This window comes from Marinomonas piezotolerans (assembly GCF_003362755.1).
Classification (GTDB): Bacteria; Pseudomonadota; Gammaproteobacteria; order Pseudomonadales; family Marinomonadaceae; genus Marinomonas; species Marinomonas piezotolerans.
This window is the reverse complement of the sequence record NZ_QKRA01000002.1, coordinates 736,598-754,002: the sequence shown is the minus strand read 5'-3', so window position 1 is coordinate 754,002 and position 17,405 is coordinate 736,598. Positions and strand designations below refer to the sequence as shown.

General features: G+C 46.2%; 13 protein-coding genes and 1 rRNA gene. 5 read left to right on the top strand and 9 right to left on the bottom strand.

Going from position 1 to position 17,405, the window contains the following annotated elements:
• The 3 genes from DN730_RS07505 to tadA all read right to left on the bottom strand — a co-directional run.
• A 16S ribosomal RNA gene (locus tag DN730_RS07505) occupies positions 1-76 on the bottom strand; the annotation flags it as partial.
• Between the two features lie 612 nt (positions 77-688).
• Positions 689-4,585 carry a phosphoribosylformylglycinamidine synthase gene (gene purL, locus DN730_RS07500; RefSeq protein ID WP_115467479.1) on the bottom strand — a complete coding sequence of 1,299 codons (3,897 nt, stop codon included), beginning with the start codon at positions 4,583-4,585 and terminating at the stop codon, positions 689-691.
• Between the two features lie 102 nt (positions 4,586-4,687).
• Positions 4,688-5,224, bottom strand: coding sequence for a tRNA adenosine(34) deaminase TadA (tadA, locus tag DN730_RS07495; protein ID WP_115467478.1), 537 nt, complete (start codon positions 5,222-5,224; stop codon positions 4,688-4,690).
• A 47-nt stretch (positions 5,225-5,271) separates the two neighbouring features.
• Between tadA and DN730_RS07490 the strand changes: the two genes are divergently transcribed.
• The gene (locus DN730_RS07490; RefSeq protein ID WP_115467477.1) at positions 5,272-5,682 is read left to right on the top strand and encodes a CBS domain-containing protein; all 411 of its coding nucleotides are present in this window, start codon (positions 5,272-5,274) and stop codon (positions 5,680-5,682) included.
• Positions 5,683-5,738: 56 nt separating this feature from the next.
• Here DN730_RS07490 and DN730_RS07485 read toward each other — a convergent pair whose 3' ends face one another.
• The 5 genes from DN730_RS07485 to DN730_RS07465 form a co-directional block, all read right to left on the bottom strand.
• The gene (locus DN730_RS07485) at positions 5,739-5,963 is read right to left on the bottom strand and encodes a cold-shock protein (RefSeq protein ID WP_115467476.1); all 225 of its coding nucleotides are present in this window, start codon (positions 5,961-5,963) and stop codon (positions 5,739-5,741) included.
• Between the two features lie 60 nt (positions 5,964-6,023).
• Positions 6,024-8,807: a valine--tRNA ligase gene (locus DN730_RS07480; protein WP_115467475.1), complete on the bottom strand. Its 2,784-nt coding sequence runs from the start codon at positions 8,805-8,807 to the stop codon at positions 6,024-6,026.
• Positions 8,808-8,891: 84 nt separating this feature from the next.
• Positions 8,892-9,248: a hypothetical protein gene (locus tag DN730_RS07475; RefSeq protein WP_115467474.1), complete on the bottom strand. Its 357-nt coding sequence runs from the start codon at positions 9,246-9,248 to the stop codon at positions 8,892-8,894.
• 15 nt (positions 9,249-9,263) lie between these two features.
• Complete coding sequence (locus DN730_RS07470) at positions 9,264-10,034, bottom strand: phosphatase PAP2 family protein (RefSeq protein ID WP_115467473.1); 771 nt, start codon at positions 10,032-10,034, stop codon at positions 9,264-9,266.
• A gap of 15 nt (positions 10,035-10,049) precedes the next feature.
• Entirely contained in the window at positions 10,050-11,507 is a 1,458-nt protein-coding gene (locus DN730_RS07465; RefSeq protein WP_211313841.1) for a leucyl aminopeptidase, read from the bottom strand.
• Positions 11,508-11,632: 125 nt separating this feature from the next.
• Here DN730_RS07465 and lptF point away from each other — a divergent pair, with 125 nt between their 5' ends.
• From lptF to DN730_RS07445, 4 genes are all read left to right on the top strand, one after another.
• Positions 11,633-12,748 (top strand): LPS export ABC transporter permease LptF, encoded by a 1,116-nt coding sequence (lptF, locus tag DN730_RS07460; protein WP_115467471.1) that lies wholly within the window; start codon positions 11,633-11,635, stop codon positions 12,746-12,748.
• A complete protein-coding gene (gene lptG / locus DN730_RS07455) occupies positions 12,741-13,805 on the top strand; it encodes an LPS export ABC transporter permease LptG (RefSeq protein ID WP_115467470.1) in 1,065 nt (354 codons plus the stop codon). Before lptF ends, lptG begins: the two co-directional genes overlap by 8 nt.
• A gap of 237 nt (positions 13,806-14,042) precedes the next feature.
• Complete coding sequence (locus DN730_RS07450) at positions 14,043-15,266, top strand: DUF2868 domain-containing protein (protein ID WP_115467469.1); 1,224 nt, start codon at positions 14,043-14,045, stop codon at positions 15,264-15,266.
• Between the two features lie 2 nt (positions 15,267-15,268).
• Positions 15,269-16,633: a DUF3482 domain-containing protein gene (locus DN730_RS07445; protein ID WP_115467468.1), complete on the top strand. Its 1,365-nt coding sequence runs from the start codon at positions 15,269-15,271 to the stop codon at positions 16,631-16,633.
• Here DN730_RS07445 and DN730_RS07440 read toward each other — a convergent pair.
• On the bottom strand, positions 16,630-17,352 hold the full coding sequence (locus DN730_RS07440) for a 1-acylglycerol-3-phosphate O-acyltransferase (RefSeq protein ID WP_115467467.1): 723 nt from the start codon (positions 17,350-17,352) through the stop codon (positions 16,630-16,632). The two genes, DN730_RS07445 and DN730_RS07440, sit on opposite strands and share 4 nt — an antisense overlap.
• Positions 17,353-17,405: the final 53 nt, after the last annotated feature.

Sequence of the window (17,405 nt, the reverse complement as noted above, 5' to 3'; positions counted from 1 at the left end):
AATGTTACCGCTCGACTTGCATGTGTTAAGCCTGCCGCCAGCGTTCAATCTGAGCCATGATCAAACTCTTCAGTTTAAAAGTTTGCTCAAACTCATGATTACGTCTGACTTTAACTATTGTCGTTCAGCCCAAAGGCTAAACAACCGTAAAGCGAATTGACGTGTTCACTCATCTAAGACTTCAATCTTTTTTGACCTCTAAGAGGTCTGCCGAAGTCTCCAGCGAGCGCCCACACAAATTATCTGATTATCTATTTTAAAGAGCGTTGACAACGTTGCGTTTCATTTGATCCGCTTTGCAGTCCGTGTTTGGTCTGCCGTGTCAGTGGAGGCGTATAATACGCATCAGATTTTTCAGCGCAAGCACTTTTTGAATTAATTTTAAAAAAGAGCGAATTAATAAGAGAAAAACGCAGAATTGATCATTTACTAATCACAAACAAGCACTCATTAATCACTTAATAGCCAACCATTGGCAAAACAAACCGCTATCAAGGTTGCCAGACCTCTAACCCCCTCCCAACCTCCCCCTTGCTAAGGGGGAGGAGCCTAGTTTTGTAGATCTGAGATATTTCAGATCCCCTCCCCTTATTTAAGAGGAGGGTTAGGGAGGCGTTTTACGCTCTATAAACAAAAAGCCCACTACTGATTTCAGTAGCGGGCTTTTAAATGCTTTATTGCTAAGCTATTAGCCTAAGAACTTGCGAGCGTTTTGGAATAAACGCAACCAAGGACCTTGCTCTTCCCAACCTTCTGGCTTCCAGCTGTGCTGTACCGCACGGTAAACACGCTCTGGGTGAGGCATCATGATAGTCACACGACCATCTTCAGATGTTAGGCCCGTAACACCTTCAGAAGAACCGTTCGGGTTAAATGGGTAGCGATCTGTCGCTTGACCATAGTGATCAACGTACTGAAGCGCTACTTGGCCATTCGCGTGAAGGATCGCTTTATGCGCCTCATCACGATATTCCGTTTGTCCTTCACCGTGCGCCACCGCGATCGGCATAACAGAACCTGCCATGTCCGCAAGCAGAACAGAGTTAGACTCTTTGACTTCTACCTGAACAAATCGCGCCTCGAACTGCGCAGACTGGTTACGGACGAATTTCGGCCAGTTTTGTGCACCTGGTATTAGATCATGCAAGTTAGAAAGCATCTGACAACCGTTACATACACCTAACGAGAAGGTTTCTTTGCGGTTGAAGAAAGCTTCGAACTGCTCGCGCGCACGGCTGTTGAACAAGATAGATTTCGCCCAACCTTCACCAGCACCCAGTACGTCACCGTAAGAGAAACCTCCACATGCCACTAGGCCGTGGAACTCTTCGAGGGAAACGCGACCAGACAAGATATCACTCATGTGAACATCCACTGGGTTAAAGCCAGCTTTATGGAAGGCAGCTGCCATTTCCACTTGACCATTTACACCCTGCTCACGCAATACGGCCATACGAGGTTTCGCACACGTATTGATGTAAGGCGCCGCAACGTCCGCATTGATATCGAAGCTTAGTTTCGCAGATAGACCAGGATCTTTCGCATCCAGCAAGTTATCGAATTCTTGCTGTGCTGATTCTGGGTTATCACGTAGCGCTTGGATTCGGTAGCTTGTTTCAGACCAAGTACGCTGCCAAGTGATACGATCTTGAGAAAGCACTTGCTCGCCTTGGAACGCGAAGTTCAAGGTATCGCTATCGTTTAGTGTCGCAACCGCTGTCGCAGAAACGCCCGCTGCTTGGTAAGCCGCCAGTACTGCGTCCACATCAGAGTTAGCGACCTGAATCACTGCACCTAGCTCTTCGTTGAATAACGCCGCCGCTAGAGATGCTTTGTCTTTAGCGATGTTGGTTAGATCAACGTCTAGGCCGATGTGACTCGCAAACGACATTTCAGTCAACGTTGCGAATAGACCACCGTCTGAACGGTCATGGTAAGATAGTAGCTTGCCTTCTGCGTTCAATACTTGAGTGGTATCGAAGAAACCAGCAAGTGCTGCTGCACTGTCTACATCTGGTGTTGCGTTGCTGACTTTATTAAATACTTGCGCGAACACCGAGCCACCCAAGCGGTTTTGACCCGCACCAAGATCAAGAAGGATCAATTGGCTGTCTGCTTGCTTAAGCTCAGGTGTTAGCGTCTTACGAACATCTTCCACTGGCGCAAACGCTGAAATCACTAGAGACAATGGAGATGTCACGGCTTTTTCTTCGCCGTCTTCTTTCCATACCGTCTTCATCGACATAGAGTCTTTACCAACAGGGATTGCGATATCCAGTGCAGGACATAGCTCCATACCCACTGCTTTAACGGTTTGGTAAAGTTTCTCGTCTTCACCAGCATGACCCGCAGCCGCCATCCAGTTTGCCGATAGCTTAATGTGGTTACGCTTGGTGATTTTCGCAGCCGCAAGGTTAGTTAGCGCTTCCCCCACAGCCATACGGCCAGAAGCGGGGGCATTCAACAATGCCGCAGGTGTACGCTCACCCATGGTCATCGCTTCACCGGTGTAACTGTCTAGTGACGAAGTCGTTACCGCTACGTCCGCTACTGGTACCTGCCATGGACCGACCATTTGGTCACGTGCCACCATACCTGTGATAGTACGGTCACCGATGGTGATCAAGAAGCTTTTAGACGCAACCGCTGGGAGGCTAAGAACGCGTTTCGCCGCTTCAGCCAATTCAACGTCAGAGCCGTCAAAGTCATCGCCTTTTACGTCGGCTTTGGTTGCTTCACGGTGCATCTTAGGTGGCTTACCAAATAGAACCGACATTGGTAGGTCAACTGGGCTGTTATCGAAATGTGGATCTTCTACCTCTAGGTGTAGCTCTTCTTTGGCTTCACCCACCACCGCAAACGGACAACGCTCGCGCTCACAGATCGCTGCGAACTCATCGATGCGGTCAGCAGGGATCGCCATCACGTAACGTTCTTGCGATTCATTACACCAGATTTCTAGTGGTGACATGCCTGGTTCGTCGTTCAATACTTTACGTAGATCGAACTTACCGCCACGATCGCCGTCTTTTACAAGCTCAGGCAAGGCGTTAGACAGACCGCCCGCCCCCACATCATGAATGAAGCTGATTGGGTTCTTGTCGCCAAGCTGCCAACAACGGTCGATTACTTCCTGACAACGGCGCTCCATTTCTGGGTTGCCACGTTGAACCGATGCGAAGTCTAAATCTTCGTTGCCATCAGCAGAGGCCATCGAAGACGCCGCGCCACCACCAAGACCGATCAACATCGCAGGACCACCTAGTACGACTAGTTTAGAACCGACTTGGATCTCGTCTTTTTCAACGTGTTCACGACGGATATTACCGATACCGCCTGCTAGCATGATTGGCTTGTGGTAACCACGAACTTCGTCACCTGTTGGGCCTTGTACTTTCTGTTCAAAGGTACGGAAGTAGCCTAGTAGGTTTGGACGACCAAACTCGTTGTTGAACGCCGCGCCACCAATAGGACCTTCGATCATGATGTCCAACGGCGTCACGATGCGGCTTGGTTTACCGTAATGACTTTCCCATGGCTGTTCAAAACCAGGCAGTTTCAGGTCAGATACGGTATAACCCGACAAGCCTGCTTTCGGTTTAGACCCAATACCTGTCGCGCCTTCGTCACGGATCTCACCACCCGAACCGGTCGCCGCTCCAGCAAACGGAGCAATCGCAGTTGGGTGGTTATGGGTTTCAACCTTCATCAAGATATCAATGTTCTCTTGTGAGAAATCGTATTCTTTGGATTCAGGATTAGGGAAAAAGCGGCCAGCCTTGTGACCTTCCATGACTGCTGCATTATCTTTGTAAGCAGACAATGTGCCATCTGGGTTATGCTCGTGGGTGTTTTTAATCATTTTGAACAAAGAACGCTCTTGTTCTTCGCCGTCAATGGTCCACGATGCATTGAAGATTTTATGACGACAGTGCTCAGAGTTTGCTTGGGCAAACATCATTAGCTCAACGTCATTTGGGTTACGCCCCAATTCCTTAAAAGACTCTACCAAGTATTCAATTTCGTCTTCCGCCAGTGCCAAGCCAAGCTTTTGGTTCGCCTCAACCAAAGCTTCGCGGCCACCGCCTAGCACATCAACGCTAGTCATTGGTTTTGGTGTGGCATGTATGAACATGTTTTGTGCGGCGCTTAGATCTAACAACACGCTTTCGGTCATTCGATCATGAAGCAATGTCGCAGCTTGCGTTAATTGCTCTTCAGTCAACTCGGTTGTTGCATGAATAAAATACTGTACACCACGCTCAACACGCTCTACCAACTCAAGGCCACAGTTATGTAAAATATCTGTGGCTTTTGAAGACCAAGGTGAAATTGTACCTAAACGAGGAACTACCAAAACGTAGCTTGCTGACGTCTTGATCGGAGCTGATTTCGCACCGTACGTCAAAGCTTGCTCAAGCACCGATTGTTGCTCAGGAGTCAGCGCCTGCTCTGACCTCAATTCAACAAAGTGTAAAAACTGAGCATCGATATCTGTGATGGATGGGAACAGATTTTGTAAACCTACTAAAAGCTTAGCCTTGCGAAACGCAGAAAGCGCTGCGGAACCATGCAGAGTCAGCATGTCGAGTTTTGCCTCATATGGTAGTTTGGGGAAATTTTGCGCGTATTTTAAATCAATGATGCATTTCGAAGCCAGTACAGACTGACCTTTAACAGCACTTTCTCAAATGTTTTCTTTACCTTGCTTGCTAGCTTGTTGTTTTAATCGCTTTTTTTGCTCGCGACGGTACTTAAAAAAATTGGACAGTTGAACCCCAGCTTGCTCTGCCAACACACCTCCCACGACCTTCACATGATGATTTAAAAACGGATGATCGAAAAATGTCTGCTGACTTTCAGCAACACCACTTTTGGGCTCTGTCGCACCATAAACAACCTTTTCAATTCGAGCATGAATGATTGCGCCAGCACACATTGAACAAGGCTCCAATGTAACGTACAAGGTACTTTCAGGCAGTCGATAGTTATTAACGTTGGCACACGCATCTCGAATGGCTTGAATCTCGGCGTGCGCCGTAGGATCGCAACAGGTAATTGGAGAGTTGTAGCCTTGACCTATTACTTGATCATTCAGAACGACAATTGCCCCTACCGGAATCTCATTCTCGGCCGCTGCGGCACTCGCCAACTCCATTGCTTTGCTCATCCAGTATTCGTCGTTCATAACGATAGACTGATGCTCGTCTATTGCACTTGTCATTTTATTTCTCCTACACTGAGAGAAACATTATACAAGGAGCTTTCCGCGTGCAAACCGTTGCTGATTTAATGATTACCGACCTGATTACCCTAAAAGAAAGCGACTCTATGGCGAAGGCCAAACAGTTGATGGCAGAAAAGAACATTCGCAACCTGCCTGTTGTTGATGAGCAAGGGCAATGTTTAGGCATGTTGACTCAAAGAGAGTACTTAAAACATGCGTTTTATCTCGTAAGTCAATTTGGCACACAAATGCTGCATAAAAAAGAGGAGCAAACTCCTGTCCGTAACGCAATGAATAAAGACATCCTGACCATTGCCCCTGACCTTAGCCTAAAAGCTGCGGCCGAGTTTTTCATTGAAAACAAATACGGGTGTTTACTGGTTGCCGAAGACAGCAAAATTGTCGGCATCATTACGCCCATTGATTTTGTCAAACTAGCGCATTCCTTGCTTTAAACGAAAAAAGCCCTGATCGAACCAATCAGGGCTTTTTTATTAAGAAAATAACAGTCTCATGTCTCAGGGCGCTTCTCTAACTTTACCTCTGCCGCTTGCACTCCAAAGTCTGTTTGCGTGACTTCAAAGCTTACTGACTGGCCTTTTTTTAGCGTCTTATGTCCATCTGCTAGAATGGCTTTATAGTGGACAAACACATCATCCGCTCCTTCTCGCTTTATAAAGCCAACGCCTTTGGTATCGTTAAACCATCGCACCTTTCCAAAAAATCGAGCTGACATTGACTGCCTCTTCTTATTGTTATCAATCAATTGACCTTACGAATAGTAAAGACTCAATCGCTAAAGAGATTCGATGCTCGCCTTTTGCTCTTCCAAACGAGCAACCACAGACTTAAGGTCTTCGCATTTAGCTTTCTCTTTCTCGACTACGGCTTCCGGCGCCTTCGCAACAAATGACTCGTTACCCAATTTGCCTTCAATACGTTGTAGATCTTTGCTGGCTTTATCGATTTCTTTTTGTAGACGAGCAAGTTCAGCCTCTTTATCAATCAAACCAGCCATCGGCACCAACACCTCCATTTCACCCACTAAGGCTGTCGCTGACATAGGCGCTTCGGCACCGACTTCAAGCCAAGTAATAGACTCGATTTTCGCCAACTTTTGTAGGAACGCTAAATTAGCTTCCATACGAGCTTTGTCTTGCTCAGAACCATTTCGGAAAAACACCTCTAAAGGCTTAGACGGAGCGATATTCATCTCACCACGAATATTCCGAACACCCTCGATGACGCCTTTTAACCATTCAACATCCACTTCAGCGTCGGGGTTTTTCTCCGCATCGTCCGTTTCTGGGTAAGTCTGAATCATAACGGTTTCACCCGCTTGACCTGCTAACGGAGCAATACGCTGCCAAATTTCTTCTGTGATAAATGGCATCATCGGATGCGCCAAACGCATGAAGGCTTCCAATACACGCACTAATGTACGACGTGTACCAGCCAACTGAGCTGGCGTTGAATTCTCATCCCACAATACTGGTTTAGATAATTCAAGATACCAATCACAGTATTCATGCCACATAAACTCATAAATCGCTTGCGCTGCTAGATCAAAACGATGCGTATCGTAGGCTTTATTCACCGCTTCTATAGCGTGTTGCAAACGCGAAATAATCCATTTATCGGCTAACGAGAGCTCAACCTCTGCGCCGTTTTGGCCACAATCTTGATCTTCCGTATTCATCAACACATAACGTGTTGCGTTCCAAATTTTGTTACAGAAATTACGGTAGCCTTCCAGACGGTTCAAATCGAACTTGATATCACGACCACCAGACGCCAATGAACACAATGTGAAACGCAGTGCGTCAGTACCGTAGGAAGGCATGCCTTCTGGGTACGTTTCACGAGTATTCTTTTCAACTTTTTCAGCCAAACGCGGCTGCATCATGCCATAAGTACGTTTAGCCACCAGCGATTCAAGGTCAATGCCGTTAATCAAATCCAATGGATCGATCACATTGCCCTTAGACTTGGACATCTTATCGCCACGCTCATCACGGATAAGACCAGTGATGTACACGGTTTTGAAAGGTACTTTATCGGTAAACTTCAAGGTCATCATGATCATACGTGCAACCCAGAAGAAGATAATATCAAAGCCTGTTACCAGAACATCTGATTCCGCAAACTGCTCAAAGTCTTCAGTCTTTTCTGGCCAGCCTTGTGTGGCAAACGTCCACAAAGCAGAAGAGAACCATGTATCCAGTACGTCTTCGTCTTGAACCAGCTCTATATCCGCTGCCAAGTCGTATTTTTGACGCACATCATCTTCGCTTTGACCAACGTAGAACTTACCATCAGCATCATACCAAGCTGGGATTTGATGCCCCCACCAAAGTTGGCGAGAGATACACCAATCTTGTAGATCGCGCATCCAAGAGAAGTAAGTGTTTTCCCATTGTTTTGGGACAAATTGAATATCACCGTTTTCAACCGCCTCAATCGCTGGCTTCGCTAGGGTCTCAACGGCGACGTACCACTGGTTCGTCAGGTAAGGCTCTACCACGGTGTTACCACGCTCACTGCGCGGCACTTTCAGTTTGTGATCGGCAATTTTTTCAAGAAGACCGAGTTCTTCAAAGTCTTTAACCACAACTTTACGAGCTTCAAAGCGATCTAAACCACGGTATTGTTCAGGCGCTTCATTATTAATCGCGGCATCGTCAGTAAAGATATTGATCATGGGCAGATCATGGCGCTTACCCACTTCATAGTCGTTGAAGTCGTGAGCAGGCGTGATTTTCACACACCCAGTACCAAACTCCTTATCAACGTATTCATCAGCAATAATTGGGATACGACGACCAACAAGAGGCAAGATAATCTCTTTACCTACCAACTCAGCATAACGCTCGTCGTCTGGTGCAACAGCTACGGCTGAGTCACCTAACATTGTTTCTGGACGCGTAGTGGCCACAACAATGTAATCTTTACCCTCTGCCGTTTTTACGCCATCTGCTAATGGATAACGGAAATGCCACATAAAGCCATTTTCTTCTTCCGACAAGACCTCAAGGTCAGAAATAGCCGTGTGAAGCTTAGGGTCCCAGTTGACCAAACGCTGACCGCGGTAAATGATGCCTTCGTCATATAAGCGTACAAAGACTTCTTGAACCGCAGCGGACATACCTGGGTCCATTGTGAAGCGTTCTTTACTCCAATCAACCGAGTCACCTAGCACACGCATTTGATCAGAAATCGTACCGCCTGATTGCCCCTTCCATTCCCAAACTTTCTCTAGGAACTTTTCGCGGCCTAGTTCAGTACGCGTCTGATTTTGAGCAGCAAGCTGACGCTCAACAACCATTTGCGTTGCGATACCCGCATGATCACTACCGGGCTGCCACAAAGTGCGCTTACCTTGCATACGTGCTCGACGAATCATGGCATCCATTAAGCTGTGCTGGAATGCATGTCCCATATGTAGACTGCCAGTGACATTTGGCGGCGGGATCATGATTGAGAATGGCGTGCCATCACCACTCGGAGCGAAATAATTATTCTCTTCCCAGCGAGTGTAAATAGGCTGTTCAATACTTTGGGGTTGGTAAGTCTTTTCCATTATGGTGTCTTAGTGCTCTTGGATGGCAAAATAAAGTTGAGGGGATTATAACGGTTCAAAGGCAACCGAGAAAGCCATGCACGATCACGCTTTCTCATTCTTAGACAACTCTAAGACTACCTCATTTACGATTTCGGGTAATTTGCGACGTAATACGGATTCGATCGCCGCCGACAACGCTTCCTGACTATACTGAATTGATGCATCCGCTTCGCGCACATGCGCATCTTCTGGCTCGGTATTGTCAATGCCAGAACTCGGCCGAACGGTGTCACCCGCTAACGACTTCGCAAGGTAGTCTTCTTGGCTAACAGAAACACTCTCGTCTCCAACAATGTCCATCAAAATAGGAATATCGTCTTGATTACGAAGAGCAGCCGTCAGAACCGTTTCATCCGGTTCTGATAAATACATTTGAGCATCAGACAGTACATCAGACATAGAAAACCACGAAGATTAAAACTGTTTAACAAGTGTCAGTACAGGCGTATTTCTATAGTAGTGAATCGCCACACTCACATCAGTGCGCTTACGCTGTACAACTTTCGCACTGACATAAGCAAAAGTCCACCCCAGAACTGCCTGCGACATATAGTGCCTGTCCATTGAAACTCTCGCCAAAGCCGGCAAGGTAGATAAACCGTAAAAAAAACTCTTGGCCCAAATAGACTGGCTCAACATCGCGGCATTGATCATTGGCACAGCACCAGAGAAGGAATGCCCACTAATACTGTTTACGTCATCGAATAAGCGCCATTTGCTCCCACGATTATCGGTTGGACGGCTACCACCCAGTATATTTGCGGAGAGAAACCCTGAGGGCGCACCAACAAGAAAGGTTCGTAAAGAATATTCCCCCCATTGCCCAACAACGGATGGCTCTTCATTCAACCAAGAATCAATTCCCATTGTCGCTAAGTAAATAGGAAGACTAGGGATTGTACGGGTCGAATCACCGAAGTAATTCACTTGCTTGGAATGCTCGATAAAACGCTGATCATGGTGCGGAATCTCGCCTTGAATCGATTCATCCAGCTCGGTATTCGCCATCAAGCCCGCGACCAAAAAGCCAGGGGCAAGTGACTTTACGGTGGAAACGGAATAGAAGGCTTGATAGTCACCTACTACTTTATCGATCAACGAGTCGTTTGACTCGTCACTTGCTACCCCTAAAGAGCAGCTGATCAATAAAATAAAGCCGCAGCAAAGGCGCCCTATCAAACCCATTATGACACCTAACGCTTAATTGACTTTATTCAATAGATAACGAGTCAGCAACCCGACTGGTCGACCGCTTGCACCTTTTGCAGCGCCACCCGTCCATGCGGTACCAGCAATATCTAAATGGGCCCAAGGATACTTTTCAGTAAAGCGAGACAGGAAACACGCCGCGGTAACAGAGCCCGCTTCAGGGCCACCGATGTTTGCGATGTCAGCAAAGTTGCTATCAAGTTGTTGCTGATATTCTTCATCTAATGGCATTTGCCACAATTTATCCGCCGCATCTTTGCCTGCCAACGTCAAAGCGTCTGCTACATCTTGTTTGTTCGCGTACATCCCAGTATTCACACTACCCAACGCAACGATACATGCGCCCGTTAATGTTGCAATATCCACAACTGATTGAGGATTAAAGCGCTCGATATATGTCAATGCATCACACAGTACCAAGCGGCCCTCAGCATCCGTATTCAAGACTTCAACTGTTTGACCAGACATAGTACGAACGACATCACCCGGCTTAGTTGCATGACCACTTGGCATGTTCTCAGCGGCCGCGATCACAGCAGTAAAGTTCAAGGCAGGTTTCAGCTCACAAATCGCTTTCATCGTACCAAACACACTGGCAGCGCCACACATGTCGTATTTCATTTCATCCATTTTGGCGCCAGGCTTCAATGAAATACCACCGGTATCAAACGTAATACCCTTACCCAACAAAACGTGTGGCGCTTCATCCTCTGCACCGCCACGATAATGCATGACGATCAAATAGCTAGGCTGATCACTACCGCGACCAACCGACAGCATACAATGCATGCCTAGCTCGTCCATTTTCGTTTCATCTAAGAGCTCAACATCAATACCAAACTCTTCTCCTAGATGCTGTGCTTTAGAGGCTAAGTAAGCCGGCGTACAGACATTGCCAGGCAGGTTACCTAAGTGGCGAGTAAAAGCCGAACCCGATGCGGTTGCAACGCCGACATCGAGTGCCGCTTGATCGGAACCCTCAATCAGCAAACACTCCACTTTAGTTGCTTTGTCTGCGTCGTCCTTCTTGAACCCAAGAAACTCATAAAAACATTCGTTTAACCATTGCGCTAGCAATGTCACGATATTACTTTCGTCACGGTCTTTTATAGATAAGCCAGACGCAGCAACAGCGACCTTTGCAAAAGGTAGCGGTTTGATCTGAGAACCAATCGCTGCAACAACCTTTTTCGCTTTCATATCCGTTAGGGCATCTTTACCTGTACCAACCAGCAATGTCGACGCTTGATCTGCAGTGGTATTAGGTAATAAAAGCGTTTGTGCCACACTGCCTTTAAAAACACCTTGCTCGCGCAATGAAACAATTTGGCCGCCTAGTATATCGTCCATTTTAGCTGTCGCGGCTGGCAACGCCCCTTCACTTGGGACAAACACAACGACTAGATTGGCGTCTACCTCTGCAACATTTGTAACTAACTGTGTTTTCATAATCTCATCCAATTCCATAAAACTTTTCTAAAAATACTGGCTACCTTTGGCAACTATCGAGATAATATTGGCCGTTAAACGTAGCGTTTGCCTGAAGTCACGCTAGAACTCCAGAAGAGGTTCCTTTGAAACTATTCAGATACTTGGCTAAAGAAGTGTTGGTGTCAACCGCAGCAGTATCCTTCATATTACTTCTTGTCATTTTAAGTGGGCGTATTGTTAATTACCTTGGCCGTGTCGCCGAAGGGAAAATGAGCTTTGACTTCCTTTTTATCATCCTAGGATTACATATTCCTAGTTTTATTCAAATGATCCTACCTCTCGCATTTTTCTTATCGCTTTTATTAGCGTACGGTCGCTTATATATAGAAAACGAGATGTCGATATTGTTCGCCAGTGGCATCAGTAAACTCAAATTAGGTGCGTACACTCTTGGCGTAGCGCTGTTTGTAACCGCTATTTCAGCAGTTATTAATTTTTGGATGTCTCCGACCTTTGAGTACAAGGTCCAAGAAATTTATCAAGAGCAAGACCAACTGACTGCTTTTGACTTTTTACAACCAGGCAAGTTCGAAGGGGCGGGGCAAAAAGTGACCTACGTCGAAGAGTTCACCCGCAAAGAAGGCTGGATGGAAAATATTTTCTTATCGGATGTGTCCGTAAAGAACGACCAAAAAGTGCCTACACAAACGATCGCCCGCTACGGAGAGATCGTGCGCTTACCAAGCCATGATGATTTGCAGTATTTGGTACTAAAAGACGGCATTCGCTATGAAGGCAAACCAGGACAAGCCAATTATAATATCGTGACATTTGACACCTACGCATTACGCCTAGAAGACACGCCTTCTAGAACGATAACGGCCGAATACGCTTTACCCACATTACAGCTCCTATCGTCTGACAATCCGAAGCATATTGCAGAGTTGCAATGGCGTATCAGCTTAGTGGTAATTGTCCCTATTTTGGCCATCATCGGGCTATCCCTCAGTCAAGTGAATCCACGGCAAGGGCGATTCTTTAAGATGCTGCCCGCTATTCTCCTCATGATTCTCTATCTAGGAATGTTAATCTGGGGTAAAACCGCACTCGAAAAGCAAGAAATCCCAATCCATTTCGGTCTATGGTGGATCCATGGGATATTTTTATTGATCGGCATTTTCGCTTTTTTACTATTCAATCAAACGTTTACACGGCGTCGTGCTCGATTACCAAACCCTCAAGGAGCAGATAATGCGTAAGCTCGATCGTTATGTTGGAAACAGCGTATTACTGTCCGTTTGTTTGGTTGCATTTGTGCTCGTTGGGCTAGACTTTGCCATCACATTCATCGACCAAGTAAAAAAGATTAATGATCAATACACATCCGGCATTCTGATGCAGGTGTTGGCCTTACGATTGCCAGGCAAACTTGCTGAATATCTTCCCGTTGCCTCATTAATCGGAACCCTTATCGGGCTTGGCGCACTGGCATCAACATCCGAGGTAACTGTAATGCGAGCAGCAGGCATCCCCTTATGGCGTATCAGCTTAGCCGCTTGCAAACCCGTCGTTATACTCGCTTGCTTAGGGCTATTAATTGCTGAATTCGTCTCACCTGTTGCCGAGCAGAAGGCCAACCTAGTCGATAAACTACAAGCAGGAAAAAGTGAAAGTAACTTCTCAATCTCAGGCGGTAGCTGGCTAAAAACAAACGGCGATTATGTTTATATTGACGCGGCTGATCAAGACGGCAATCTTTATAACATAACGATTTACGACCGCGAAGGTGAGCAACTTAAAACCGTCAAGTTCGCTCAAAATGCCACGCAAATTAACGCTGAGCAATGGTTGCTGAAGGATATAAAATCTTCCACATTTTTCGATGACCACATTGAAACCTCGCAGACGGAGGAGGAAACCTGGACATCATCATTACGGTCTGACTATTTATACCTCTCCACGCAAGAACCAGACAGCCTATCGCTGACTCAGCTCAACCAATACTCAAGATTTTTACGCCAGCAAGGACTTAATACCGGTAATTATGAGCTAGAATTTTGGAATAAAGTGTTTCGGCCACTTTCATCATTGGCATTGGTGATCGTTGCAATATCCACTATTTTTGGACCGTTACGATCGTCTACTATGGGGGCGAGAATCTTCTCAGGTGTCATTATCGGTCTTGCCTTTCAAAACAGCCTTTATATAAGTGGTCGCTTTAGCCTTGTCAGTTCATTCCCTCCTATATTGGGCATTTTAGTGCCCATTGTTATTTGTCTTGTTGCTGGTCTGTATCTATTGAAAAAACGCAACTAGATACCTTGAAGTCGCCTTAGGCTGCGCAATGCCAATAGGCGACTTTGAAAACAGCCCCGCCCCGACCACAAAACGTAACTGACCATATTTCCATTATTCTAGGCTTTACAGAATTGCCATCACAGACCGCTCAGCAAAGTGGAACGTAATCCCCTCTTGAACAGTTCCCCCAAAAACCTACGATCTTGATACACTTGACGAAATACTGATTCACACTCTTTTAAGGACCGCTCTTACATGTCACTGAGTGCCAATGAAAAAACAGCTTTGTTTGAGACGTTACGGCGCAACGATGGGGCGCACTTCAAGTTAGATCAAGACCAAATCATAAAGCAGTATACGCAATTACTTTATGCCGCTAATTCCATTCAATGGGGGCTCATTGCACTATTTTTATTGCTAGGCTTAATGGCTGCACCACTCGCCTTTGACAACTCAATCAACCAAAAGCTAAATATTTTCTGGCTACTTGGCGTCTTACTAGGAGCACACTTTGTTAGCTTGGGACTTTGGGTTCTTAGCTTCTTTGCCGGACAGCATCGCCACAGCTACCTACGAACGACTATGACAGCGGGGTTAAAGCGCGGCGCTAAATGGATGCAAATCCCAAACATCATCGTTGAGGCATTTATACAGATTCGATTTGCAAACACTTGCGGCAAATGGTTTTTGTCTCGCTTAATGCACTCGATGTGGGGAGCGTACTTAATTGGCGGTTTAGTGAGTGCTCTTTTTTTCTTGCTAACTCACCAAGTACACTTTATTTGGGAGACCACACTATTAACTGAACAAAGTTTCGCAACCCTCACGCAGTTTTTTAGTATCGTGCCTGCAGCACTCGGCTTAACCGTACCAACTCTACAAGACATCAGTCAAAGCCGCCTTGATCAAGCGGCTCAACCGGAAGCCATGCGCCGTATGTGGGCCGTATGGGTGCTAGGATGCGTACTTATTTATGGCGTGTTCATTCGCCTTGCGCTTGCAGGCCTTAGCCACCTTTATTGGTTAACCACCACTCGCAAACGCATCAAAACAGTAATCTCAGACATCAACAGACAAACAATTCACCATACGACGATTATTGATCCAGATACCCTCACAAAGGAGAATGACGAACCATCTAATACACCTTTAAAACGGGTAACACACCTGCCTCTCAATGAGACATATTATCTGTTTGAATGGACTAAACCCATTCCTCTTGCGCTAGCGGCCACCCGATATTCAGACACTATAAACTCTGCTCATGATCAGCAGCAGTATTTACGATCATCCGAACCAAGCAATATGATTATCGATAGTACCGTCAGCCCTGATCGAGGCAGTCTACGCTTCCTTAAACAAGCGAATACTACATGTCAGACGTACTATATGATTGGTAGCCCGTTTCAAAAAGATTGGCAGACTGCATTATTAAAAGAAGGCGTTCTTGCCAATAATATCTTGGAATTAGTGGAGTAGAGATGGCGATTTCATTATTAATCGTAGGTCATGCCAACACTGGAAAAACTTCCCTCATTCGCACGCTCATGCGAGACCAGCAATTTGGCGCGATTGACAATCGCTCAGGCACAACACGCCATGTAGAAAGAATTGACCTAATCATCGATAAGAAACCGATTTTACATCTGATCGACACACCTGGGTTTGAAGACTCTATTGGGCTCTGGCAAACGCGCAAATATGAGGCACAGGCGCATGAATCTGGACATAATTGGCTTTCATACGCAGCCAATGCACCTGAACTCACTCTTCACTTTGAGCAAGAGCAAAAAATCCTAAAACAATTATCAAACTGTGACATCATTCTCTACGTCATCGATTTGCGCTACGGGCCGCTTGGCAAGTATCTCGACGAGATAGATATCCTAACATGCGCCAACAAGCCAATTGTTCCGATCCTTAATTTTTGCCATGTGCAACCGAACTATGCGCGTGAGTGGCAACAATGCTTGGCAGAGCGCCAGCTTCATGCTCACGTACGTTTTGATACCGTCGCTTTCTTTTTTAGCGATGAACGCAAACTGTATCAAACCCTTCAAAGCCTCATGCCCGATCATTATGATCAGCTCAACAACTTAATAAAACGCCGTGAATTCGATGCTGAGCAACGTCTGAAGAAAGCCCAACACGCTTTAATGCATATGCTGGTTAACAGTGCGACGTATCAACTCCCATGTCGCTCTGCGAAACCACAACCCAGCGATATTCAGCAATTTGAGGATCACATCCGTTCTTTAGAGCAACATTTTGTAGCGCACTGTTTAGATATTTATACCTTTCAAACGAGCGATGTAGTGCTACGAGGGCTGGCCATCAATGGAAGTCAATGGCAGCAAGATATATTCGACGCTGATACGCTAAAAAACTGGGGAATACAAACGACAACAGTGGCCGCTACTGGGGCAGCCATTGGTGCAAGCATCGATATACTCAGCGCAGGGCTGACTTTGGGAACCGCGACCACGCTAGGTGCGCTCATTGGAGCAAGCTGGCAAACAGGACAATCATTTAAATCATCCATTATTAATAAGCTACGTAACCGTGCCATCCTCGCTACCGGATCTGCCACGCTCATCACACTACTATATCGAGGTGCAGAGCTGATTAATCACCTCCATCATCGTGGACATGCCACTCAGCAGGCCTTCACAATAGAGGATGCCAAACCACCCACGAAAGAAGAGATTGCTCGCTACTCACAACTGTTTAAAAAACTAGCTCAGCGTACCGAATGGAATCAAGAAGATACGTCTCAAGAGCTACCCAATCACTCACTCATTAAACAGCTTCAAGAGGAAATTATTCGTTTAAATGATCGCGATTAAGACTCGATCAATATGGACTGATCCAGCTCAGCTTGTTTCGCTTTCATGACCTCTTCACACCGAGACACCAACGCTGGAATGTCTTTCTCCGTCATTCCATCTGTATAAATAGGATCTAACACTTCGACCTTTACGGCACCATTATTGAGACGATTGAGTTTCACTTGCGCGTGCGTCGAGCTACAGACTACTGGAATAATTGGAACCTGCGCTTGGATCGCGGCATGAAATGCACCGCGTTTAAAAGGTAACCAGCCACGACCACGGCTTCGCGTTCCTTCGGGAAACATCCAAATCGACAGACCACTTTCACGCATATTCGCCACAATTTGACCGATGGTCGCAATCGCTTTATCCCGATCCTGACGATGAATCAAAAAGTTACCACTTGCCCAGTACAACCAACCGAAGAACGGCAGCCAGCGCAGTGAGCTTTTACCTACGGTCACAACGCCACGAGGCACAACATGGGAAAACGTAAAAAGATCATAGTTGTTTTGATGATTGCCAATATAAACGGCTTGCGGCACATCAAGTGATTTGTAAGAAATGTGCTTTGATACACGCAAACCAAACAAGCGTGCGACAGGCGCAAATGTCTTAGCGACATAATAAACTCGATCTTTTGAACGGCCTAAGACCAAGCATAATAAAAGACCCAATGCCGTCACCAACACAATAAGGCATATTAAAATGGTGAGTCGAATTACTGCGATCATCATGCCATCCTACGTCAGACGATTAGATTATAAGTGTTTACGGAAATACGTAG